This window comes from Thainema salinarum CENA647 (assembly GCF_057732415.1).
On sequence record NZ_JBYJZJ010000022.1, the window covers coordinates 4,568,566 to 4,592,939 of the forward strand.

Genomic DNA, 24,374 nt, shown 5'->3' on the forward strand with positions numbered 1-24,374 from the left:
AAACGCATCTAAAAAACCGGGGGAGCGCCCCGGAGGGGCGCTCCCCCGGTTTTTTGACATGCCTTTATTTATATGCAGCTACTTAGATCAAGCAATAAACTGATGAAGTTGAATAGCCTCTTAGAGCGAATTGGGCATTGAAATGGCAACGTTTTTACTTGAGGTTGGAACCGAAGAACTCCCTGCAGCATTTGTATCAGACGCGATCGCACAGTGGCAGTCGCGGATTGAGCCGAGTTTGGCCGAGCAGTTTCTGACGCCGGAATCGGTTGAAATTTATGGCACACCGCGCCGATTAGTGGCGCTGATTAAAGGTTTACCTGAACAGCAGCCCGACCGGGAAGAAGAAGCCAAGGGGCCACCCGCGCAAGCGGCTTTTAAGGACGGCAAGCCGACCAAGGCAGCGGAGGGATTTGCTCGCTCGCGGGGGGCAACGGTTGAGGATTTGGAAATTCGCTCCACCGACAAAGGAGATTTCGTTTTTGTCACCCAGAAAATTAACGGACGACGCACCGCTGATATTTTGATTGAGCTGGTGCCGGACTGGATTTTGAAGCTGGACGGCAAGCGGCTGATGCGCTGGGGCGATGGTGATGTCCGGTTTTCGCGTCCGGTGCGCTGGCTGGTGGCGCTGATGGATGATGCGGTGCTGCCGATTGTGATTGAAAACGGTTCCGAGCGAGTAACCAGCGACTGCATCTCTCACGGGCATCGAGTGCTGCATCCTGAACCAGTTCGAGTGCCAGCGGCAGACCAGTATGTGGAAACGCTGCGATCAGCCTATGTGGAAGTCGATCCCAATCGGCGGCGCGAGACGATTCAGCAGCAGACAGAAGCCGTTGCCAAAGAGCTAAAGGGTGTGGCCTCTATTTCACCCAGTCTGCTGGAAGAGGTGACGCAGCTAGTGGAATGGCCAACTGCGATCGCAGGTCAGTTCAGTGAGGCATTTTTGGAACTGCCCTCGGAAGTGGCGATTACCGAGATGGAAAGCCACCAGCGCTATTTCCCAGTGCTGAAGCAGGCGGATGCGTCAGAATTGCTGCCCTATTTCATCACCGTTTCCAATGGCGATCCGGCCAAGTCAGAAATTATTTCGCGCGGCAATGAGCGAGTAATTCAGGCGCGGCTGTCGGACGGCAAGTTCTTCTTTGATGCCGATCGCAAGCAGCCGCTAGAGCATTATGTGGCGCAGCTTGAAACGGTGACGTTCCAGGAAGACCTGGGATCGATGCTGGCGAAAGTGGAGCGGATCGAAGCCGTTGCTGAGCGGATTGCCCATCAGCTGCAGCAGTCCAGCAGCCTCTCGGCTCAAGATCGGGCAGAGACTTTGCGGGCCGCGCACCTCTGCAAAGCCGACTTGGTGACGCAGATGGTGGGTGAGTTTCCGGAGCTGCAAGGGGTGATGGGTGAAAAGTATGCCCGTCACAGCGACGAATCGGAAGCCGTGGCGATGGCGATCTTTGAGCATTATTTACCCCGTGGCGCAGGCGACAAGCTGCCGGACACGCTGGCAGGTCAGGTGGTCGGCATCGCCGATCGGCTGGATTCCCTGGTCAGCATCTTCAGCCTGGGGCAGATTCCGTCGGGCTCATCTGATCCCTTTGCCCTACGGCGGGCGGCAACGGCAGTTGTCAACATCGTTTGGCACGCCGATCTGCCGATTAATCTAAACGAGCTACTGGGACAGGTGATTGCCGATTTCAAAACCCAGGTGTCCGGCGGCACAGAAGCCGAGACATTGCGATCGCAACTGCAAAGCTTCTTTCTCCAGCGGATTCAAACCCTGCTGCAGGATGAGCGCGGGGTTGACTATGACCTAGTCAATGCCGTCCTGGGTGAAGATGATCCTGAATACACCGAGCGAGCGCTGATCGACCTGCTGGACGTGCGCAATCGGGCACTGTTTTTGCAGGAGATCCGCACGAACGGCGTTCTAGATGTGATCTACGAAACCGTGAACCGGGCCTCTAAACTAGCGCTCAAAGGCGATTTAGACACTCAAACCCTTGACCCATCAGCGGTGATTGATCCCGCTCTGTTCCAGCAGCCGACGGAGCAAGCATTCTACGACATCTTGGTGAAGCTAGTTCCCGAAACCCAAGCGGCGCAAGCCGAGCGCGACTATCACAGGCTAGTTGAGGGCTTGAAGCAGGCCGCTCCAATCGTCAGCGAATTCTTTGACGGGGAGCAGAGCGTCTTGGTGATGGCCGATGATGCCGCAGTTCGCCAAAATCGGTTGAACCTGCTGGGTCTGCTGCGAAATCATGCGCGCGTCCTGGCTGACTTCGGTGCTATTGTCAAACAGTAACGTGAAACAGTAGGAATTATTTAATCTGGGGATGAATGTAGGATGTAGAGGCTATGCCCGGACATCCTCATTCATCGCTGAAATCAGCAACGCCAAACAGTAAAGGCAAGTAGTTGAACATGTCTAAGGCTCAAAATGCACATGTCATCGGCCTGGGCCGATCCGGAGTGGCTGCTGCCCGGTTGCTGAAGCGAGAGGGTTGGGAGGTCGTTCTCAGCGATCGCAATGCCAATGCCAAGCTAGCCAAACCGCAGCAGCAGTTACTCAACCAAGCCAATATTCCGGTTCGACTCGGTCATGGTTACGATCCCGCCACCGATGCGGCAGAGCTGGTCGTGGTGAGTCCCGGCGTTCCGTGGGATATTCCGGCCCTCGTCGAAGCGCGGGAGCAGGGAATTCAAACGATTGGCGAAATGGAGTTGGCCTGGCAGCATTTGCAGGACTGTCCCTGGGTTGGAATTACAGGCACAAACGGCAAAACCACCACCACAGAACTGACCGCAGCCATTTTTCAAGCGGCTGGCTTGCAGGCTCCAGCCTGTGGCAACATCGGCCATGCTGCCTGTGAACTAGCCTTGGACGATCAGAAGCTGGACTGGGTGATTGCTGAAATCAGCAGCTATCAAATTGAGTCCTCGTCTACCCTATCCCCGCGCATCGGCATCTGGACAACCTTTACCCCTGATCATCTGGCCCGGCACTACACGCTGGACAACTATTACGACATTAAAGCCAAACTGCTGCGGCAGTCCGAGCTGCAAATTTTGAATGGTGACGATCCCTACCTGCGGCAAACGGCTGACCGCTGGCCCGCTGCTCACTGGACAAGTGTGAAGGGGAAAGATGCGATCGCACCTTTGAATCCCAGCGCTTATATCGAAAACGGCTGGGTTTACGTCAACGGGGAAGCCATTGTCGAAAGTGCTTCTCTGCGCATGGTGGGCAATCACAACGCTCAGAACCTGCTGATGGCAGCACTGGCGGCACGGCTGGCTGGGATTGGAAAAGAGGTCATTGCCAGTGCGATCGCACAATTTCCGGGTGTACCTCATCGGCTGGAGCATATCTGCACCTGGCACGGCATCGACTTTGTCAATGACAGCAAGGCAACCAACTACGATGCGGCGGAAGTGGGTCTAAACGCTTTTGATCAGCCCGTAATCCTGATTGCGGGCGGCGAGGCCAAAGAGGGCGATGACCAGGGCTGGCTAACGGCCATTCGCCAGAAGGCTAAAGCGGTTTTACTGATTGGCAAAGCCGCACCCGATTTTTCTGAACGATTGGCTCAGGTGGAATATCCTGACTACGAAATTGTGGAAACTCTAGAACGGGCTGTACTTCGCGCTGCCAAAATCGCTGAACACCACCATATTGGCGTGGTGCTGTTTTCCCCTGCCTGTGCCAGTTTCGACCAATATCGCAGTTTTGAAGAACGCGGCGACCATTTCCGCCAAATCTGTCAAACCCGTTTGAAATAGGATATCCCCATAGGGGCGAATGGCATTCGCCCTACCCCGTGTCGCGTTAAAGAAAGGGTGAATGGCCATTTGTCCCTACGGTTCGATTAGAATGGCGCGAAAATCGTTCACATTGGTCAGCGTTGGCCCGGTTGTCACCAATGCATCCAACGCCGCAAAAAAGCTGTAGCTGTCGTGTTCTTCCAGATAACGAGGCGCATGTAATCCTTTACCACGCGCCTGTGCTAGGATTTCCGGCGTAATCAGCGCCCCAGCATTATCTTCGCTGCCGTCGATTCCGTCGGTATCACATGCGATCGCATATGTATTCGGCAAACCATTAAGTGCGATCGTAAGTGAGAGCAAAAAATCGCTATTGCGTCCGCCTTTGCCTGCGCCGCCTTTCACCGTCACCGTCGTCTCTCCACCGGAGAGGATGACGCAGGGTGGAGCAATCGGTTGACCGTGATGCACCACCTGTTTGGCAATGCCAGCGTGAACCAGTCCCACCTGACTCGCTTCGCCTTCGAGGGAGTTGCCGAGAATGAGGGGCGTGTAGCCGTGATCACGAGCCACCTGTGCCGCCGCTTCGAGCGACTGCTGGGGAGTGGCAATCAAGATATTTTTTGTTTTTTGCAGCCGAGGATCGTCGGGTTGGATCACCGGATAGGGATTGCGCTCCAGATACTCCAGCACCCGTGGCGCAACAGCAAGATTATACTTTTGAATAATTCGCTGGGCATCTGCGACCGTCACCGTATCGCCCACCGTTGGTCCCGAAGCAATCACGGCCAAATCATCCCCCGGCACATCGGAAATAATCAGCGATATAACCTGCGCCGGATACGCAGCTGCCGCCAAGCGTCCCCCGGACGAGCGCGACAGGCTTTTCCGCACCGCATTCATTTCCGAAATATCCGCCCCGGATTTGAGTAACTGGCGGCTAATCTGGGTCAAGTCATCTAGCGTCAGCGGTTCCGGCGGCAGGGTGAAAAGCGATGTACCGCCACCCGAGATCAAGCAGAGTACGAGATCATCTTCAGTAAGTGGCGTAACGAGATCGAAGATTCGCTGGGCTGCTTTCGCGCAGTTCAAATCCGGCACTGGATGAGCGGCTTCCACGACTTCAATGGCCTGCGTCGGCACCTGATGCCCGTAGCGTGTAATTACTAACCCTTCCAAATCTGTTCCCCAAGCCATTTCTACGGCCTGAGCCATTGCTGCCGCTGATTTACCCACGCCGACAACGACCACGCGACCGTCCGGTTTTGGAGGTAAGTAGGGCGCAAGGCAGTACTGAGGTAAAGCCGCTTTGACAGCAGCGTCAAACAGAGTTTTGAGCAAATCGGCAGGAGTCATGGCGGCTTTTTCAAGCTGAACGCGACATTGGCTGCATCACTGGCTGCATCACTGAGTGAATCATCCAGTGAAACTAAATTCGCTGCATGATCGGACTGAACACTTTAGCCCGTTTTGCCATAGGATTAACCAATGTTCGAAACACTGTCCGAAACACCAAGGGCGTTTCTGCGTCGTTGAACGGTAGCTCATCTGATACGACAGCTTGCCTACTCTTCAGGCACTCCCTTACTATCACAGAATACTTAATAAACGCCTTTCCAATATGAAAATTCGCCGCCGTCCCCCCAACCCCTCTGTTGCAGTCAGTAGTCTGCGCTATCAGATTGATTTGCCCAATGCCGAACCGCGCCACATCCTAGAAGAGATTGTTTGGTATAAGGAAAGCGAAGTTGAGCGTACTCGGCAGCAACTGCCCCTATCTGAGCTTCAGCGACGAGTCTTAATGGCTGAGCCAAGCCGTGATTTTCTAGCGGCACTGCGACAAGGACGGACTCAACCTGCCCTGATTGCCGAGGTGAAGAAAGCGTCTCCCAGTAAAGGAGTGATTCGGGCTGATTTTGATCCAGTTGCGATCGCGCAATCTTATGTCAAAGGCGGCGCAACTTGCCTCTCAGTCTTAACCGATGAAAAGTTTTTTCAGGGTAGCTTTGACTATTTAGCCCAAGTGCGGCAAGCGGTTGATATTCCGCTCCTGTGTAAGGAATTTATTATTTACCCTTACCAAATGTACATGGCGCGGGTCTACGGAGCCGACGCCGTGCTGCTAATTGCCGCAGTGCTCTCGGATAAAGATCTGAGTTACTTCGTCAAAATTGCTAACGGTTTAGGCATGACGCCGCTGGTGGAGGTGCATAATGCTGCTGAAATGGAGCGAGTGCTGCGGATTGAACAGGTGCAGCTGATTGGCATTAATAATCGTGACTTAACTGATTTTTCCATTGATTTGTCTACCACACGTCAGCTAACCAGTGCTTTTCAGGAGACAATTCAACAAAGAGATATCTGTATTGTGAGTGAGTCGGGTCTACATACGGCTGACGACATCGCAGAGGTTCAACAAGCTGGTGCAAAAGCCGTTTTGATTGGAGAGTCGCTGATGCGCTATCCTGATCCAGCGGTGGGCATTCAACAAATCTTCCACCATGACGCTTGAGGTGTGGCCTTGTCTACAGATCCTATTCCGTTGCCTTCCCATATTCACTATGAGCTGCTGCTGCAACTGCTAGAGCGTCAAACGCTATTTGCGGTTGATCCCAATTCACCGCAGCGGGCACAGGTGCAAGAGCTGATTGTCACTCTGCGGAAGGCGCTGTCCCAGCAGAAGTATCTGGAGCAAACCTGCAAACGGGCAGACCAAACGATTGAATATCGCTGGTCTCTAAACCAGCGCAATCCGCAACCGGAAGCTTTTCTGGAAAATCTCGAAAATCAGTAGGCTCACGCCCCGCAAAAGCACAAAAGGTAATGTTGCCGCGCTGCGGCAGCATTACCTTTTAGTTTTTTGTTTGTGCAAGTCTTGGCTATGCCGGACTTCCACGAAGATTAAAGCTGATCGAGCTGTGTCTTCAGTTCTTCCAGTTCAGCATCCACAACCTGATCTTCCTCGGGTGCCGAGCCAGTTTCTGCCGCCGGAAGCTGTCCTTGAGTGGTGCTAGATGTGCCCGTGAGCTGCGCTTTCATCATTTCGAGTTCAGCGTCAACATCGCTCCCAGATTCCAGCGCCGCAAATTGGCTTTCCAGATCGCCTCCCGCCAGTTCTGCTGCCGCCTGCGATCGCGCTTCCATTTGCAGCACCTTATCTTCCATCCGCTCAAAGGCAGACATGGCGCTGCTGGTGTTCATGCTGCTCATGGTGTTTTGCAGTTGCTCATTAGCCTTGGCCGCACTGGCACGAGCCTTGAGCATATCTTTTTTGGTCTTGGCCTCGGCAATCTTGCTTTCCAGACCAATCAGATTGCGCTTGAGCAGGTCAACCTGAGCGGCTTGACCATCGAGCTGAGTCTTGAGCGTTGTCGCGACTTCTGTTTGAGATTTTTTGCGGCTGAGCGCTTCGCGAGCCAAGTCTTCATTGCCCTTTTGGAGAGCGAGTTGAGCCCGCTGCTGCCAGTTATTGGACTCGGTTTGCGCTTGGTTATACTGCTGCTGAATTCGCTTTTGACTTGCGATCGCGCTGGCAACCGCCTGACGCATCTGCACCAAGTCTTCCTGCATATCAATAATGGCTTGATCCAGGATCTTCTCTGGATCTTCCGCTGAACTGACAGCAGCGTTGAGATTTGACCGAATGACTCGGCTGACGCGATCGAATAAACCCATAATCTTTGTCTTCCCTTTCGTGATGACAATCTGGTGACAGCTTAGTGCGGAGAATGGCCCCATTCTCCTTTGAAGTATCGGTAGCGGCCTCAGAGCATGTTGAGGGCTACCAAAGTATCATCTTTCTCTAGTTTGGCATACGGCTCACAGAACGTTTATAGGGACAAGTTTCATTAAACCGTTTTGGTGAGGCCCATAATGTGACTGCTGACCCCACTCCTACGAACCCCTACGATCGAATATTTCAATTTTGTTGCCGATGCCTTTCTTAGTTATGGCGTCTCTTGGGCTGCGATCGCACATTCAATCTGTAATTTTTAAGGAAACTTAGAGTCTGGGACGATAGACTAGATACCGTTCTGTAATCCCGCATACATTCGAAAACCTTGACTTCATCCATCGATTCAGCCATGGCACCCACTGCCGAAGCACTCGCCGCCATCGACAACAAATTATCCAAGCGCTACATCGACCTCGATCCGGCAGGTTATTTTTTGATTTACCTGGATCGAGAGGCTAGCTTAATTTGTGCCAAGCACTTCACGAACAATATCAACGAAAAGGGACTGGCCGTTGATCCTGAAACGGGCGAACCCCTGCCTGTGCGCGGCAAAGTTGAACGAACGCCAACCGCTGTGTTTACAGGCCGAACCGCTAAAGAAATCGGCATGAAGATCACCGAAGAAACGAAGCCCTGTCCCCTTTCTCGTCTGGATCATGCGCTGTATCTAGGACGCGAGTTTGTCCGAGCCGAGCTAGCGCTCATTTCAGGCGAAGAATACGTGCAGGATTGAGAGAGGTGAGGAGTAAGGAGTGAGGAGTGAGGGGGCTGTAAAGGTCTGATAAACACTTAAATTTCCCGGAATAAACTCCAGATTTGCACAATTGATGGGCATTCTAGAATATAGAGCTACATCAGGGTGCATTGATGACGCAGCACAATAGAGGGCAGATTGAACGGGCTGATATCTTGGCGCGGTTTCAAGACATTTGGGGATATGCCCAATTTCGCCCGCCTCAAGGTGAGATCGTGGAGGCGTTATGCAACAGGCGCGACACCTTGGTGGTGATGCCGACAGGTGACGGTAAATCAGTTTGCTTTCAGCTACCTGCTCTGATGCAGCAGGGGGTGACGCTGGTCGTTTCGCCGCTGGTGGCATTGATGGAGAATCAAGTTGCAGAGTTAAAGCAGCGCCGTTTACCTGCTGCCGTCATTCATGGAGAACTGCCGCGACCGATTCGCGCCGCCGCATTGCGATCGCTAGAACAGCAGCAGATCCGATTACTGTATGTGTCGCCCGAAACGCTGCTCAGTCCACCCGTTTGGCAGCGGCTGTGTCAGCCCAATTTGACCATCAACGGCATCATTCTAGATGAGGCGCACTGTCTGATTCAGTGGGGCGAAACCTTTCGACCGACCTATCAGCGGTTGGGAGCCGTGCGGCCCGCTCTGCTCAGCCACAAACCGCCCGGTACTCAGATCCCGGTCGCAGCCTTTACGGCTACCGCTGATCCGGCGACACAAGCGAAGATTGAGCATATTCTGCGGCTAGAGCAGCCCTATCGGGTGATCTTAAATCCCTATCGGTCCCAGTTGCGGCTGCAAATTCAGACCGTTTGGTCAGTTCGGCAGCGCCAACAGCAACTGTTAGAGCTACTTCAGCGCCATCGCAAGCAGTCTGGCTTAGTCTATGTACGCACCCGTGGGGAAAGTGAAGATTTAGCTGAAGCCCTGCGGCAGCAGGGTTGGCGTACCGCTGCTTATCATGCCGGATTAGTTCCCAGCCAACGTCGTCAAATTGAGCAAGATTGGCTACAGGATCGGCATCAGTTTGTCGTTTGTACCTCGGCATTTGGTATGGGGATCAATAAACCTGACGTTCGCTTCGTAGCCCACTATAACGTGCCAAATTTACTGTCCGAATATGTGCAAGAGGTGGGCCGTGCGGGTCGAGATGGCAAAACCGCGATCGCACTTTCGCTGGTCAGTGAGCCAACTGGCTGGCTAGATAACACCGATCGACAACGCTGGCAGTATTTTCACAACCAAGCGCGATCTCAGCAACAAAAAGCGACCCAGTTGATGAAACAGCTACCGCAAGCGGGAACTATAGACGTGGTTACTCAGCAATTTCCAGGCAGCGCATCTGCCCTGGCTCTACTGCACAGTGCGGGACAGCTTGAATGGCTCGACCCGTTTAACTACCGTTTGCATCCGCAGCATGAAGCCAAACATCATACAACTGCATCCGCATCGGCCCAGTCCATGCAGCGCTATTTGCGCACTCGACAATGCCGCTGGCAGTTCTTATTACAGCATTTTGGCCATGCTGATCGGTCGGAACTCTTATCCACCTGTCGATGTGACAATTGTCAGAGGAGCTAAACGTTTAATGTCTTTCGCACTGACAGCAGGCATACTGACAGCATAGACAACCTTACCGACGACAACGAATTCTGCTTAGATTTTTGATGAGTGAGTGACAAAACAGGGTGGTGATCAATCTATTACGGGTACAAAATATTACAGATATAGATTCAGTCAGTTAAGGTTGGTTGATGCTTGTCAGTGCTGGCATAGGTTGGAGATTGAGTCGCTTCACGATGGATCAAACACAACACAATTTAACTCAAGCAAACGAGGTGTATTTAGCCTCTGAATCACCTGCCATGCAAGACTTACTCAATAGTTTGGGGGTCGGCGTGATGGTGGTGGATACCAGCCAGACGATTCAGTTGATGAATGCCATTGTGCCGAATCTGCTGGGACTGAATGAAGCGCAGATGCGAGGCGATGCTGTCTTTCCGCCTCAGTGGTCAGCCTACCTTGACCATCGGCAGGATCACACCGTCTACTCCATTTTAGAGTTGCTCCAGCTATTGGCCACCTGTTCGGTTCAACAACATCACGTTTTAGTGATCCAGCGGGGAGGGCTAGCCCACTCCTACTTATCGATCAGTGTGGGGCAGCACCATCCAGATTCAATTCATCATCCTGCTAATAATCCGTCAGCTCAAGTGGTTTACACTCTGAGCAACATTACCCAGCAGAAGCGCACTGAGCGATCGCTCTTGCAGCAGGCCGAACGGGAGCGGTCAGTCAGCGCTATTTCTCAACGGATTCGCCAATCGCTCGATTTGGATCAAATTCTACGAACGACAGTGGGTGAAGTGCGGCAGTTTTTGAGCGCCGATCGGGTTGTTTTAGGCTGTTTACAACCACCGTCCCATATTCAAATTGTGTCCGAATCCACCCAGCCTTCCCTCTCTCCCGTTTTGGGACTTACGCTGATCGATGTCATTTCGTCTGAACGGCAGGAGTTTTATCGGCAGGGGCAGATTTTTGTGGTGAATGACACCCAGAAAGAAGTTCTATCTGATCCCGTGCAGCATGTGGCCCATCAGCATCAGGTGAGGGCATTTATTTGCGCCCCGATTATTCAAGGGAATCATCTTTGGGGCTTCATGATTGCCCAACAGCGGCAGCCGCGCGTGTGGGATGTTGCGGATGTGGACATGATTCGTCAGTTTGCGACTCAGGTTGCGATCGCAACTCAGCAGTCCCGCTTGTATGAACAGGTGCAGGCGTTTAATGCGCGGCTGGAATCGCAAGTAGCCGAACGCACTCACCAGCTTGAGCAGGCGCTGGAGTTTGAGGCGACGCTGAAGCTGATCACCGACAAAGTACGCGACAGTTTAGAAGAGGATCAGATTCTACGGACTGCCGTACAGGAACTGGGCAGCGTCCTCGGGGCCAGTTCCTGTAATGCGGCCATGTACGACCTGAATCGGGAAATTTCTGCGGTGTGCTACGAATACACCACCTCAAGCATCGCCTACGAAGGACGGGTAATGCAGATGGCCAATCGGCCTGAACTCTACAAACAGCTTCGTCGCGGCTATTACTTTCAGTTTTGCTCGTTGACGGCGACTTCGCCTCGGGGTCAGGCGGTGATGCTGGCCTGTCCGATTCGCGACAATAAGGGCGTAATTGGCGATCTGTGGGTGGTCAACGAATCCGGGGACTGCTTTACCGATTCGCAGATTCGCCTAATTCAGCAAGTTGCCACTCAATGTGCGATCGCAATTCGTCAAGCCCGTTTGTATCAAGCCTCGCGCAATCAAATTGAAGAACTAGAGCGGCTCAATCACCTGAAAGACGACTTCCTCAGCACAGTATCCCATGAGCTGCGGACGCCAATGTCCAATATGAAAATGGCAATTCACATGCTGAAGACCCATCCCGACAGCGATCACTGCCAGCGCTATCTGGATATTTTGGAGTCCGAGTGCAAGCGGGAAGTGGAACTGATCAACGACCTGCTGGATTTGCAGCGGCTGGATGATTCGTCCTACAACATGGTTCGAGAGCCGATCCAACTACAAAAATGGCTGCCGCCGCTGATTGAATCCTTCCAGTCTCAAATTGGTGAGTATCAGCAGGTTCTAGAAGTTGATAACTTAACAAATTTGCCAGAAATCGAATCCGACCCAGTGGCACTGCGCCGGATTATTGTGGAGTTAATCAACAACGCCTGCAAATATACTCCGGCCCAAGGCGGGATTCGAGTCAAAGCCGGAGTGGAACACAACCCGATTCACAAACTGCCAGAACTCTGGCTGCAAGTTGAAAACCAAGCTGCGATCGCACCAGATGAGCTACCGCATATTTTCGAAAAGTTCTATCGCGTCCCCAACGGCGACCCCTGGAGTCGCGGCGGCACCGGGTTAGGACTGGCGCTGGTGCAAAAGCTCGTTAAACAGCTTGATGCTCGCCTGGAAGTCAAGAGCGAAGACGGTTGGACGAGTTTCGCAGTCTATCTCTCAGTTAATCCAGCCGCACTTAATCCATCCCCCACGTATGATCGGTGTAAGGTGAGCTGAGGGGGAGGGAGTGCTGAGTTTTAGGTTTTGGGTACTGGGTACTAGGTGCGAGGTACTGGTTTTTGCAGCCCTTTCGCTTCTCTCACCTCACTCCTCACTTTCAAGCAGCACTCCACCATAACCCACCCCAGGTTTCTGTCACACGGGAAGATTAATTGAGACAATGGGAACGGACGTTCCGTTTCAGATGCCTCGCTTATGCAACCCGTTGATTTCACGACGCTGATGGCTGCCTGCGCTGAATTGCGTTCAGGTTGGCTACCTGCCCGGATGGAGCAGGTCTATCAACGAGATCGCTTTACCCTCTCATTGGCGCTCCGCACATTGGATCGGCGGGATTGGCTGACAATTTCCTGGCATCCTCAGGCGGCGCGGCTGCATATCGGTGAGGCTCCGCCCCGCACACCGGATACATTTACGTTTAGCGAACAGCTGCGGCATCAGTTAAATGGGCTAGCCTTAACTGCGATCGCACAGGTGGAACCCTGGGAACGGGTCGTGGATTTGCAGTTTGGCCAGCGTCCCGGCGATGAACCGATCTGGCACTTGTATGTGGAAATCATGGGCCAGTACAGCAACGTTATTCTGGCTAACCAAAAGAACGTGATCGTCAGCGTCGCCCATCAGGTGAGCGAGCAGCAGTCCAGCGTGCGGCCCATTCTGACCGGACAGCCCTATGTTAAGCCACCGAGACTCACTGATCCGATTCCGACATTGACTGAACCGTTTGACCAGTGGCGCGATCGCATTCGGCTGGTGCCCGGTAAGCTAGTCAAAATGATGGTGCGCTCCTATCGCGGCTTAAGCTCGGCGCTGGTACGGGGCATGATTGGCGCGGCGGGACTCAATGCCGATCAGTCCACTGATGAGTTAAACGATACCGACTGGCAGCGGCTCCATCAGCACTGGCAAGAATGGCTAACGGCGCTGGCACAGGACGAGTTTAATCCCGGCTGGCTGGAGAAAGGCTACACCGTCATGGGCTGGGAGCAGATCGCTCCTGCCGAAAATGTGCAGGTTCTGCTGCGCGACTACTACCGTGACCAAACGAATCAGCAAGAATTCAATCGCCTGCGCCAGCAGCTCAGCCAGAAGCTGAGTAACTTCCTTAAAAAAGCAACGCAAAAGGCCAACACGTTTCGCGATCGCATTCAGCAGTCCGACGAAGCCGATACGTTTCGCCAGCAGGCCGATCTGCTGATGGCCTATCTGCACGAGTGGCAACCGGGAATGCAGACGATTCGGCTGAATGAGTTTGAAACGGGTGAAGAAGTTGCGATCGCGCTTAATCCCGAAAAGAATGCGGTGCAAAATGCTCAAGCCCTCTACAAGCGGCACCAGAAGCTGAAGCGGGCGCGGCAGTCGGTGGAACCTTTACTGGCTGAAGTGAACAGTGAAATTCAATATCTAGAACAGGTTGAGGATGCGCTGGAGCAAGTCCAGCAGTATCAGCAGCCGTCCGATCTGTGGATGCTGGAAGAAATTCGGGATGAGCTGGTGCAGCAGGGTTACATGGACGACCCGAATGTGCGCGCTCAGCGACGGGATAGCGAATCAACCGAGTTTTACCGCTTCCCGACCCCCGGCGGTTTTGAGCTGTGGATCGGGCGCAATAATCGCCAAAACGATCTGCTCACGTTCCGCGTGGCCACGGAATACGATATCTGGTTTCACACTCAGGAAATCCCCGGTAGCCACGCCCTGCTGCGACTCGATCCGGGTGCGGTACCTGACCAAGCCGACCTTCAGTTTGCCGCCAACTTAACGGCTTACTTCAGTCGCGCCCGCCAGAGCGACCAGGCTCCGGTAATCTATACGGAACCCAAGCATGTTTACAAACCCAAGGGTGCCAAACCGGGCATGGTGATCTACAAGCACGAACAGGTGATTTGGGGCGAACCGCAGCAGGGAAAACAGGCAATTGAACAGTTCGAGGCAGCGCAGCCAAAAGTCGCCGTTGAAGCTGGATAAAGTCTATCTGGAATTTTCCAAAGCTTTGTTCAAATTCCAGGCGGCGCTAATCAAGGCAATATGAGTAAACGCTTGGGGATAGTTACCCAGGGCGGTGCCGTTGATACCTGTTTCCTCCGCGTATAGCCCTAGATGATTGGCATAGCTCAGCATTTCTTCAAAGATCAAGCGAGCTTTGTCAAGCTGTTTTGGATCGGTGTAGCCAGCGCGGGTCAGGGCCTCCACCAGCCAAAAGGTGCAGAGATTAAACGTGCCCTCGCGCCCCGATAAACCATCATCGTTCGTTACAGGATTGTACCGATAGACCAAACTATTGGCGCTCAATCCTCCTGCCCGAGGTGGCTTTTGTAGCTGTTCCAGCGTTTTGATCATGCGTGGATCATTAGGTGCCATGAAGAAGACTAGCGGCATAATCAGGCAACCAGCATCAAGCGTGTCGCCATCGTAGACCTGCACAAAGGACTCCAGTTCAGCGTTCCAGCCCTTATCAAAAATCTCTTGATAAATGCGATCGCGTTCAGTCATCCATCGCTGACGATCCGCCGGAAATGATCGTTTATCTGCTAGCCGCAACCCCCGATCAAACGCCACCCAGCACATCAGCTTGGAGTAAACATGCTGCTTTTTCCCATCGCGGGACTCCCAAACGCCATCGTCCGGTTGCTGCCAGTTATCACAGAGCCAGTTGAGGATGCGCCGCAAATGCTGCCAAAAGTCATAGGAAATCTGCACAGCATGCTTGTTATAGAGATAAACCGAGTCCATCAGTTCCCCATAAATATCGAGCTGATGCTGGCTATAGGCACCGTTGCCAATGCGGACGGGCGTGGAATCGTGATGGCCAGAGAGATGATCCAGATGAACTTCAGTCAGGTCACGGCGACCGTCAATGCCATACACCACTTGCAGTGTTGCCTGACCATCAATTTCCTGACAGCGCTGCTCAATCCAGTTCATAAAGCCATCGGCTTCCTGCGTAAAGCCCAGTCGCAGCAAGGCATAGACTGTAAAGGCTGCATCGCGTAACCACGTATAGCGATAGTCCCAGTTGCGCTCGCCACCAATGTCTTCTGGCAGGCTTGTTGTGGGTGCCGCAACGATTGCTCCCGTAGGCTCATAGGTCAGCAGCTTCAGCACCAGAGCCGAGCGCTCTACCCGACCTCGCCACAAACCTCGATAGACGCTTTGGGAGATCCATTTGCGCCAGTAGTGAACCGTTTGCTCAAATAAATGATCGGCATACTGACACGAAATAGGAGCATAGCTATCGTCTAGACTGTCAATACTGCGCAGCACAAAGACTGCCGATTCTCCTTCCTGAAGGGTAAATTCTGCCGTCACGCCGTCTCCATCTTGCTGGAGATCCATCTCTGTTACTAACGCTAGATTGAGATTGTCAGATAAAAAGACAGCACCTTCATCCACTAACTTGGTGTAATGCTCATCTCGGGCATAGTTAAAGGCTGGACGGCAAGTCAACCGAAACGGCATTGAACAGCGACACATTCTAACTTGGCGAACAATCCAAGGATGAAAATTGTCCGTCCCCACGGGCATAAAATCAATAATCTCCCCTACGCCTTGATTCGATAAAAAACGAGTTACTAATACGTTGGTATCGGGCCAATAAAACTGTTTGTAAGAAACATCTTCGACAGTTGAAGTGATGCGAAAATGGCCACCTTTTTCATGATCCAAAATGGCTGAAAAAATGCTAGGAGAATCGTGATTTGGATAGCAAAACCAGTCAATGGAACCGTTCAGCCCAATAAGAGCCGTGGTGCGCATGTTGCCGATAATGCCGTAGTTTTCAATCGGTTGATAGCCCATAGGGTCAAAGTGCTTCAAGAAACTTAACAGAGATGTCGCCTATTGGACAGAATAGGCAAGCCTCTGCCGATTTGCACAGACCCTACAGATAGAATTTGCCATTGACAACCACATATTTTGCCAACGTTCAGATATTTCACAACTTGCATGTGAATTAGGCTGAATCCAGATTGGCGGGCACTGCCCAACCTACAGATTGAGTTATTCATCCCAACTGGGATATTGTTCGGGAGCTTCGCCGTGGCTTTCTAGAATTTTGTCACTGTTGCGTTTCGGTTTACCCGATTGAATTTCTTCGAGCAGAATGCTGAATTCCCAATAATCACCAAAGTCAAACACATAGTCCATCGACATGCCTGGCTCCAGCGGCAAATCACCCACTAGGATTTGGTCTGAAAGGGGGCCGTTGTGCCATTCATCATAGGGATGATGCACCTCAATCGTGCGCCCCATGCCATCTTTATAGGCAAATAGATGTAAGTGATCGGAATCGAAATCAACGGAATTCAGAATTAAATCCGACAGTTCTTCCAGCGTTGATTCACTGGAAATGGAGAGCCGCCGCCAAACGTTGCCGAGAGAAACCTTGAAGAGATAAGTGCCGATCTGGTGCTCCTGCTGTTTGGGCATGGCCAGATTGTGCTGCCATGCGGGGAAGTAGGGCTGAAAACAGGGCTGTAGCTCTCCCCACGGCTGAGTGTAGTTTTGCTGAAAACCACCACCGTATTCCCGTTGGTAATAAACCCCAGCCGCAGCAGTTGCGATCGCATCACCAATGGGCAACGGCTTCACTTTTTTGATCCGCCAGCCCTTGCCCGCTTCCGGCTTGGGCGAGTTAATCTCCACCCAGCCAAACATCTGCATCAGCGCCACATTGTGGAGTCCTGGCCAGTAGTTTAGATCCTGCTGTTCGTTGTAGTTCTTGTACGTTTTTTGCCGATCCATCAAATAGGCCCAACCGTTCAGTACTCGGCCACCCTCATTCATGGGATTGCGATCCTCACCAATCATTTCACCCGTGGCTCGCAGCAGCCAGGCTTCCAGCAGCGTGAAGTATTTCTCCGTAGGATTCAGCGTTTGCCACGATGCATAGATGTCGGGATCGACCTGTAGATGGGGCGTTTTGCCGACCGTTGCAACCTTGGTGATCCCCGTTGCCCGCAGCAACAGGCAGAGGCCATGCAGATTCGCGTAGGACTTCTGCTGGGGGCGCTTGAGCGCGAGCTGAATCGGCTGACTCATCTGGGCATTCAAATCACCCAGCAGCTTGAGCGAAATATGCTGTAGCTTGCCGCTGACGGGTAATCCCTTGTCCCCCATTGCCGCTAACAAGGTTTCAAAGTCTTTGACAATGGTGCCCGGTGTGGTTTCAGTAATGTCCAGATCCTGGAGCAGTGCGATCGCAGATTCGGGTAGTTCTATCGGGTCAGTGGCAAAGGGATCTTGGACGGCGGCGGACTGCAATTCTTGAAGCAGATGGGGCAGAGCATCAGCGACGGCTGATTGATCCAGTCGGACGTCACCCGATTCGACGAGATGATGTGCGATCGCTTCTGCGAGTTGCTGTGGATCAGATGGCAAATGCTCTAGACCCGGAAAAGCTCCAAATCCCATCTGCTGACTCAGCAGTGCCACAAACTCTGGCGGCACTCCTTCTGGAATGGGATAAGCCGCTAACGGATTTTGACCAGCACCTGCCGCCATCGACATTGACGAACCGGGAAATCCAGGCAGGGGTGTGCCACCTTCCTGAAGCTGCTGGTTATACTGCTGCTGAAACGCATCCAACCCTTCCTGAGTGGTCATGTCAAAGCCAGCCTGCATCCCCGACATCATGAACGACTTAGCCATGCCAAATTTACTTGGATCGTTCATTGTGTCTGTGAACGTCGGCTCAATTTTGTGCAGAAAGGCCAGAATCTTTTTGCTGTTGCGCTGCTTATATTCCCGCTGTAAAAACTGCCAAAACGCAATCAATTCTGGAATCGTGCTGTTCGCCTCGTCAGGATTCATCAACGAAACCTTGCGCGGAAACACGTCGAGGAGAATCTCCTCAGCATCCTGCTGCTTCATCTTCGGCAGCGTAGTTCCGGTGTAGGCATAGCCAAAATAGACAAAGTTGCCAACCCAGTCACCCAGGTATTCCCCCTCTTGCGGATGCGCCTTGACGTAAGCTTTTGCTTCCGGTGAATTGACAAAAGCTTCCAGTAAATTGGGAATATATTCTTCTTCCAAGATTGCCATTGTCTTGTCAAAGTCGGCAATTTTGTCGAGCTGGTTGAACTGGAAGGTCATACGCTCCTCCGTAAAGATGCAGCAAGGGAACACAACGGTCAACCAACTACTTTTAGGAGGGTGGATTTCATAAATTCACAACCTGTAGGGCGGGTTTTGCCGTCAACTCTATGACAAGGTATAGATTGGTCTACTAAACCCGCCCCTACGCAATATCGAACTTATTCAATTCACAATCCTAGTTTTAGGTTGGCCCACTACTTTACTGATAACACCGCAGACGGAAAGCGATCCAAAATTTCGACTGGTTTAAAGAATGTGGCCGTTTGGAACACCGGGGAATGATGCTGTAATGGAATCATGATTCAGCTAACCAGCACACGCCGGGACACTAACAAACCTTTGCTATGGTTGCCATTGTCATCTCGATCAACATTTTGCTTTCAGTCTTCTTCTTTTGGTGCGCTTGGCGGCTCTGGTGCTGGAAGCGAGTCTTATCTCAGTTTGCAACTCGCCTCATTCGCTACGAGCAGTGTACGTATCGTACGCTGAATAACGCTCCAGCAGCGATTTTGAATGGGCAAGCTGGTACGCGAGATCTGCGGCTGAAGTATCAGAGATTGGAGCAGCAAATTCAGCAAGTGCAGAAGCTGCTGGCGCTGCTCAGTCTGGTGCAGATTATTTGGACGGGACGGCTGAAGCGGTTCCGTTTGCGGTAGAAGTCAGTTTTTACGATGCCTGTGCTGGAGCCGCTTTCGCCCTTCGTTTAAAGCTGGCAAAATCCACCACGTCAGATTCCTGAGCGGCTTGCCAAACATCGCGAATCACGTCGGCTAGCAGCGGCAGGACGACGAGTACCATTTGGCCGATGCTTTGATTGCTGCGTCCGGCGACTTTCATCACTTGGGGCATGTCTGACCAGTCGGGCAGGACGAGAAACACTTCATCGTTGGCGACGACGAGATGTTTGTCGCGCAGGCTGGGGTCGAGGCCGTGTTCATCAAGAAATTCAACAATTTTACGCACCATCTGGAGCGAAGTTTGCTGGCGCAGGTCATTGATGGCGCGGATTTCCAGAATTTGTTCCCAACTGTAAATCACCGTGGGCTTCTTGTGATTGCCGTATTTTTCCGGTATCACAATGCCTGTGCGGTCGAGATAGGCGAGCCGACTCGATGTGGTTTGGGTGAGTGCGATCGCTTCTTGACGGGTAAAACCATCCATAGGGTCAAATAGGCTGTCCAAAGTTGTCAACGTTTCTGTAGGGGCAAATGGCCATTCGCCCCTACCCGATGTGGAATAGCCATAACATATCTGATCATAGCTTACGTACACATAAATAAACGTTATGTTAGAGTTTAAACGTCTATCAAACTCAATATTTTAACCCCCTATCCATAGGGTCAATTTTTGCATTACCTACTTGCAAGACGCTAGATGTGTCTTACCATTGATCCCATTACGACGCATAAATTTGGTATTTAAGCCCAGCCTGGAGGACAGCTATTTCTATGGTTCAAGAACTGGAACGCACCCGTCATCAAAGCCCCTTTCCGGAATCTGCGCCTGCGGCGAATCCGGTATTTTATCGCACGTATAGCCGTCGCAAGCTGGAGGATAATCGCCGCGAGTCTTGGGATGAGGTGTGCGATCGCACCTTAAAGGGTTTAATTAAGCTCGGTAAGCTGACCAGCGTAGAATCGGCTCTGATTGGGCGGATGCAGCGGCAGCTCAAGGCGCTGCCTTCGGGGCGGTGGCTCTGGGTGGGCGGCACCGAATGGCTAGAGAATCCGGCTAACTTTTCTGGGGCGTATAACTGCACCAGTACGAATGTCGTGGACTGGCAAGCCTTTGGCCTGATGATGGATTTGGCCATGATGGGCTGCGGCACAGGCGCGGTTCTGGAACCCAAATATATTAATCAGCTCCCAGAGATTCGCAATCGGCTCAGTGTGACGATGAGCGGCGAGATTGGTGTGACGCCTGCCGATCAGCGGCGCGAAGAAACCGACGTTCAAATTGACGGACAAACCGTTCAGATTAAGGTGGGCGACAGTCGCCAGGGCTGGGTGAAGTCCTATCAATCGCTGCTGGAACTGTCTACCGATCCGCAGTTCGATGGTGAGGTCAACGTCACGATTGATCTCAGCGATGTTCGTCCGGCGGGTGAAAAGCTGAAGGGCTTTGGCGGCATGGCGAATCCGGTGCGGCTGCCGTCTCTGTATGAGCGCTGCGCCAATATTCTCAATAAGGCTAATGGTCGCAAGCTGAATTCGATTGAGTGCTGTCTGCTGATTGATGAAGCAGCAGCTTGCGTGGTGGCAGGCAATATACGCAGATCAGCGGGGATGCGTCAGTTTGACAGCAACGACACGGTTGCGACGGGTGCCAAAGATAACCTCTGGATGCAGGACGAAGCGGGCAACTGGCGGATTGACCCCGAACGGGATGCGCTGCGGATGGCGAATCATACCCGCGTGTTCCATACGAAGCCAAGCTTGGAAGACTGCGTGGATTCAGTTCGCAAGCAGTTCTATTCCGGTGAAGGTGCTATTCAGTGGGCAGGTGAAGCAAAGCGTCGGGCAGAGGGCGATGATCGCTATGGTTTGAATCCATGCGGTGAGATCCTGGGTAGTAATTTTCACTGTAATTTAGCTGAAGTTCACCTGAATCAGCTTGATCCGCATAATCCGGAGGAGCAAGAGGAGGCATTTACGGCGGGCGCGATCGCAGTTGCTGCCCTACTCAACCATCAGTTTGTGGAGCCGCGCTATCAGCAGTCGCGGTTGGATGACCCGATTGTGGGTGTGTCGTTTACGGGGCTGTTTGACTTCTTTGTGCACGCGTTTGGCACGGATTGGCTGCGCTGGTGGGACGAGGGTCGGCCTAATACGGTGACGGGTCTGGAGTTTAAGGCGAAGGAGCAGGAATACCTGAGCCGCTGGCGCAATATTGTGCATCAGGCGGTGTGGGATTATTGCGATCGCAACGGCTTGAAGCGTCCGAATCGCTGTACGACGGTGCAGCCTGCGGGGACGAAGTCGCTGCTGTCGGGTGCGAGTTCGGGTTGGCACCCACCGAAGGCGCAGCGGTTTATCCGCCGGATTACGTTCCGCAAGAGTGACCCGGTGGCGATGGCCTGTATTGACTATGGTTATTCGGTGGTGCCGTCGCAGTCGGATAAGGATGAGAATGGCAATCTGCTGAATGATCCGTTTGATCCGCGCTGTACGGAGTGGCTGGTGGAAATTCCAGTTGAGGTGTCCTGGGCGAATCTGCCGGGGGCGGATCAGATTGATGTCTCGCAGTTTTCGGCGGCGGCGCAGTTTGATTTCTATATGCAGGTGCAGAAGCACTATACGGCGCACAATACGTCGGCGACGATTGAGTTCCGCGAAGCTGAAATTGAGTGGCTGGGTGAGCGGATTTATCAGGCGATCGCAAATGACGAGGGCTATATTTCGGCGGCGCTGCTGGCCCGATTTGATGATCACCAAACGTTCCCGCGTTTGCCGTTTGAGCCAATCTCAAAAGAGGAGTATGAGCGGCTGGCGGCGGCGGTTCATGCTCGCCGGGAAACGGATGATTTTAATCGGGCGCTGAGTCGCTATGACCTATCTGAAATGTCTGAAGCAGGGCCAGCGGGCTGTGATTCGGATAAGTGTTTGTTCCCGGAACAGAAGAAGTAATTTGGGTGCAGGTTGAGTTTTGAGCGTAAGGAGGGTAGACGTTTGTCTGTCCTCCCTTTTAGTTTTGCATTGACGGATTATTATGTTACTAGCAAATCTTAATTCACTACTATATTTCTGCATATAAATCATGTACGAAGCATTCATAGATTTAGATGAGCTGATAGTTAAATGTAGGGATCAGTTATCTAAGAAATTCATTCAAGAAGCAGTTGCTTGTTACCGTGCTGGAGCATTTCGCTCTTGTATTGTTGCGACTTGGAACGCTATAGTATTTGACTTCTTACATAAGTTACGGGAACTTGAATTACTAGGCGATGGAAAAGCTGCAAATCTACTACAAAAATTTGAAAAATTAAGCTCAGAAAAGAAAGTTAAAGAGCTTTGGCAGTTTGAGTCTGATATTCCAAATTTAGCACTTACAGAGTTTGAGCTAATATCAAATGTAGAAAAATCAGACATTGAAAGATTATTTGAAGATAGAAGTCGATGTGCTCATCCTTCTATGACATCTTTGGAGGAACCATTTGAAGCTACGGCAGAACTAGCACGTTATCACTTGAGAAGTGCAGTGATGCATCTTTTACAACGTCCACCAGTGCAAGGGCGTGCTGCTAAAACTCGAATTTTTCAAGACATTAAATCTGAAAATTTTCCAGTTGAACCTGATCGGGCAATAAAACATTTTCAATCAAGCCCATTAGTGCGTGCTCGATTTAGTTTGATTAAAGATATTGTCTTAGGATTAACCGTAAGCTTATTAACAGATGACTTTTCGGAAGAAGAACGAGCACGACAATTTTCAGCATTAATTGCTGTATCTAAAATACATCCTAAAGAAACAGGAGAAATCTTAAACACTTATTTGTCCGATATCATTATAAATAAAGTTGTTGATTCCGATTGGAGCAAAGTAATTATATACCTTGAAAAAATCACTGCCTGGGATAAATTGAGTGAGGCTTGTCAGATAAAGGCAAAAGTTTTTATTGAGAATTTTGATATTTATGAGGACGAATATCATTATTACAAAAAGCTTTCGAGAGAAGCAATTTTTATTCTATCGAAAGCGTCTCATATTGTGTTTCTAAAGCAGTCTGTAATTGATAAGCTAAGAATACCCATAGAAGATCTTTTATTCTTAAAAGAAAAGGTCAAGGATCGCTTCTTTAGGTCAGAAGTCATTTTTTATCTTTTACAAGAATCAGCTTCGAAAGCCAATTTTGATGAATTGCTTTCCATGAGGACGGATGAGTTCCCAGAACTAGATATAAGTATTGAACCATACTTAAAAGAAAAAATACAGCTTGCTTCATTAAACAAACTGGTTTCAGTAATATTTAAATATAACGATAAATGGCTTAATAGACTAATAGAACCAGAGCTAGAGGAGAAAATTAATGGCTCAAACTTGAAGAGTCTCCTTTCGGCAAAATCAATATATAAATCAATAGAAAGTCCCAAGGAAGAATTTCTTCTTCTATTTGATAAATTTATGGTTATACAAGTAGAAGTAGAAGCAGATAAATTGTCTTTAGAAGATATCATATATTTGGTTGCCACGTATGAAGACAGTTTCTTGAATCCCTTACTCATGCCTGAGTTAATAACCAAAATACAAGGTGCCGATTTAGAAGAGTTACTTATAGCAAAGTCAATTTATGAATCAGCAGAGCAACCAGAAGATGAAATCTTGAATAAACTTGAAACTTCTATCATTCAACAGATTAAGATCATTGATTTTGAAACGCTTTTAGAATCAAGAAGGCACTGGGATCAAATATCCAATGATCTTCTTGAACCGATCTTGAAAGACAATATTTCAACTATAATTAATAGATTTGCTAAATCTGGTAGTTTTGACGCTGCTGGAATTAATGCAAATTTGCTAATAAGAATCGCAGAATATTTAAGTTCATCACAATGGGAACATATTTTAGAATGTTTCTTTGAAAATTCTCAAATATCTAGTTCGTACAGTTGTGTAAGTAGGTTTGAAACGCTTTTCATAAAGTCTTTGGAAATTCAGGACTCCGTACAACCATACTGGTACACTTTCAGAGAAAAACTTGATGAACTTAGTGGCAAATATATTAGTAGCTTGAATCGCTTAATCGATTCTTACTTGTAAAGAAAATATTTTGCTCCAATCACTAAAGAATTTACGCCTTCGCCAATGTTAGGTAAGTTAGGGTTGGGGTTGGGAACATGAGATCGCAGTATCACTTAGTCCTTGAACAACCACAGACATTAAACTAAAAGCATTCGCTCAAGAGGCAACTGCTGAGTATGAAATGCGATGGTAGAAGTGTGATCATACTA

At 50.9% G+C, this 24,374-nt stretch carries 16 protein-coding genes; 11 read left to right on the forward strand and 5 right to left on the reverse strand.

All coding sequences use genetic code 11. The annotated features are described in order from the left end of the window. The first annotated feature begins 142 nt into the window (after positions 1–142). Positions 143–2,308, forward strand: coding sequence for a glycine--tRNA ligase subunit beta (gene glyS, locus AC286M_RS26750; RefSeq protein WP_488207279.1), 2,166 nt, complete (start codon positions 143–145; stop codon positions 2,306–2,308). Between the two features lie 119 nt (positions 2,309–2,427). Beyond that, positions 2,428–3,786: a UDP-N-acetylmuramoyl-L-alanine--D-glutamate ligase gene (gene murD, locus AC286M_RS26755; RefSeq protein WP_488207280.1), complete on the forward strand. Its 1,359-nt coding sequence runs from the start codon at positions 2,428–2,430 to the stop codon at positions 3,784–3,786. A 75-nt stretch (positions 3,787–3,861) separates the two neighbouring features. Here the strand turns inward: murD and AC286M_RS26760 are convergent, their stop codons facing one another. Further along, a complete protein-coding gene (locus AC286M_RS26760; protein ID WP_488207281.1) occupies positions 3,862–5,124 on the reverse strand; it encodes a glycerate kinase type-2 family protein in 1,263 nt (420 codons plus the stop codon). Positions 5,125–5,389: 265 nt separating this feature from the next. On the opposite strand from AC286M_RS26760, the gene trpC reads away from it, so the two are divergent. Together trpC and AC286M_RS26770 are read left to right on the forward strand one after the other, a co-directional pair. Then, the gene (gene trpC / locus AC286M_RS26765; RefSeq protein WP_488207282.1) at positions 5,390–6,280 is read left to right on the forward strand and encodes an indole-3-glycerol phosphate synthase TrpC; all 891 of its coding nucleotides are present in this window, start codon (positions 5,390–5,392) and stop codon (positions 6,278–6,280) included. Between the two features lie 9 nt (positions 6,281–6,289). Further along, the gene (locus tag AC286M_RS26770; RefSeq protein ID WP_488207283.1) at positions 6,290–6,562 is read left to right on the forward strand and encodes a DUF5340 domain-containing protein; all 273 of its coding nucleotides are present in this window, start codon (positions 6,290–6,292) and stop codon (positions 6,560–6,562) included. A 107-nt stretch (positions 6,563–6,669) separates the two neighbouring features. Here AC286M_RS26770 and AC286M_RS26775 read toward each other — a convergent pair whose 3' ends face one another. Continuing rightward, complete coding sequence (locus tag AC286M_RS26775; RefSeq protein ID WP_488207284.1) at positions 6,670–7,443, reverse strand: PspA/IM30 family protein; 774 nt, start codon at positions 7,441–7,443, stop codon at positions 6,670–6,672. A 410-nt stretch (positions 7,444–7,853) separates the two neighbouring features. On the opposite strand from AC286M_RS26775, the gene AC286M_RS26780 reads away from it, so the two are divergent. The 4 genes from AC286M_RS26780 (at position 7,854) to AC286M_RS26795 (ending at position 14,298) form a co-directional block, all read left to right on the forward strand. Further along, on the forward strand, positions 7,854–8,237 hold the full coding sequence (locus tag AC286M_RS26780; RefSeq protein WP_488207285.1) for a DUF4346 domain-containing protein: 384 nt from the start codon (positions 7,854–7,856) through the stop codon (positions 8,235–8,237). 134 nt (positions 8,238–8,371) lie between these two features. Then, a complete protein-coding gene (locus tag AC286M_RS26785; RefSeq protein WP_488207286.1) occupies positions 8,372–9,829 on the forward strand; it encodes a RecQ family ATP-dependent DNA helicase in 1,458 nt (485 codons plus the stop codon). A 218-nt stretch (positions 9,830–10,047) separates the two neighbouring features. After that, a complete protein-coding gene (locus AC286M_RS26790) occupies positions 10,048–12,327 on the forward strand; it encodes a GAF domain-containing sensor histidine kinase (RefSeq protein ID WP_488207287.1) in 2,280 nt (759 codons plus the stop codon). 198 nt (positions 12,328–12,525) lie between these two features. Next, positions 12,526–14,298: an Rqc2 family fibronectin-binding protein gene (locus tag AC286M_RS26795; RefSeq protein ID WP_488207288.1), complete on the forward strand. Its 1,773-nt coding sequence runs from the start codon at positions 12,526–12,528 to the stop codon at positions 14,296–14,298. A gap of 3 nt (positions 14,299–14,301) precedes the next feature. Here the strand turns inward: AC286M_RS26795 and AC286M_RS26800 are convergent, their stop codons facing one another. Continuing rightward, the gene (locus tag AC286M_RS26800; RefSeq protein WP_488207289.1) at positions 14,302–16,128 is read right to left on the reverse strand and encodes a glycoside hydrolase family 15 protein; all 1,827 of its coding nucleotides are present in this window, start codon (positions 16,126–16,128) and stop codon (positions 14,302–14,304) included. Positions 16,129–16,329: 201 nt separating this feature from the next. Continuing rightward, entirely contained in the window at positions 16,330–18,423 is a 2,094-nt protein-coding gene (locus tag AC286M_RS26805) for an IS1096 element passenger TnpR family protein (protein ID WP_488207290.1), read from the reverse strand. Positions 18,424–18,770: 347 nt separating this feature from the next. Here AC286M_RS26805 and AC286M_RS26810 point away from each other — a divergent pair, with 347 nt between their 5' ends. Next, the gene (locus AC286M_RS26810; protein ID WP_488207291.1) at positions 18,771–19,082 is read left to right on the forward strand and encodes a hypothetical protein; all 312 of its coding nucleotides are present in this window, start codon (positions 18,771–18,773) and stop codon (positions 19,080–19,082) included. Between the two features lie 10 nt (positions 19,083–19,092). Here the strand turns inward: AC286M_RS26810 and AC286M_RS26815 are convergent, their stop codons facing one another. After that, on the reverse strand, positions 19,093–19,587 hold the full coding sequence (locus tag AC286M_RS26815) for a hypothetical protein (RefSeq protein WP_488207292.1): 495 nt from the start codon (positions 19,585–19,587) through the stop codon (positions 19,093–19,095). A 287-nt stretch (positions 19,588–19,874) separates the two neighbouring features. On the opposite strand from AC286M_RS26815, the gene nrdJ reads away from it, so the two are divergent. Then, a complete protein-coding gene (gene nrdJ, locus AC286M_RS26820; protein ID WP_488207293.1) occupies positions 19,875–22,052 on the forward strand; it encodes a ribonucleoside-triphosphate reductase, adenosylcobalamin-dependent in 2,178 nt (725 codons plus the stop codon). A 130-nt stretch (positions 22,053–22,182) separates the two neighbouring features. After that, positions 22,183–24,183, forward strand: coding sequence for a hypothetical protein (locus AC286M_RS26825; RefSeq protein WP_488207294.1), 2,001 nt, complete (start codon positions 22,183–22,185; stop codon positions 24,181–24,183). Positions 24,184–24,374 lie beyond the last annotated feature (191 nt).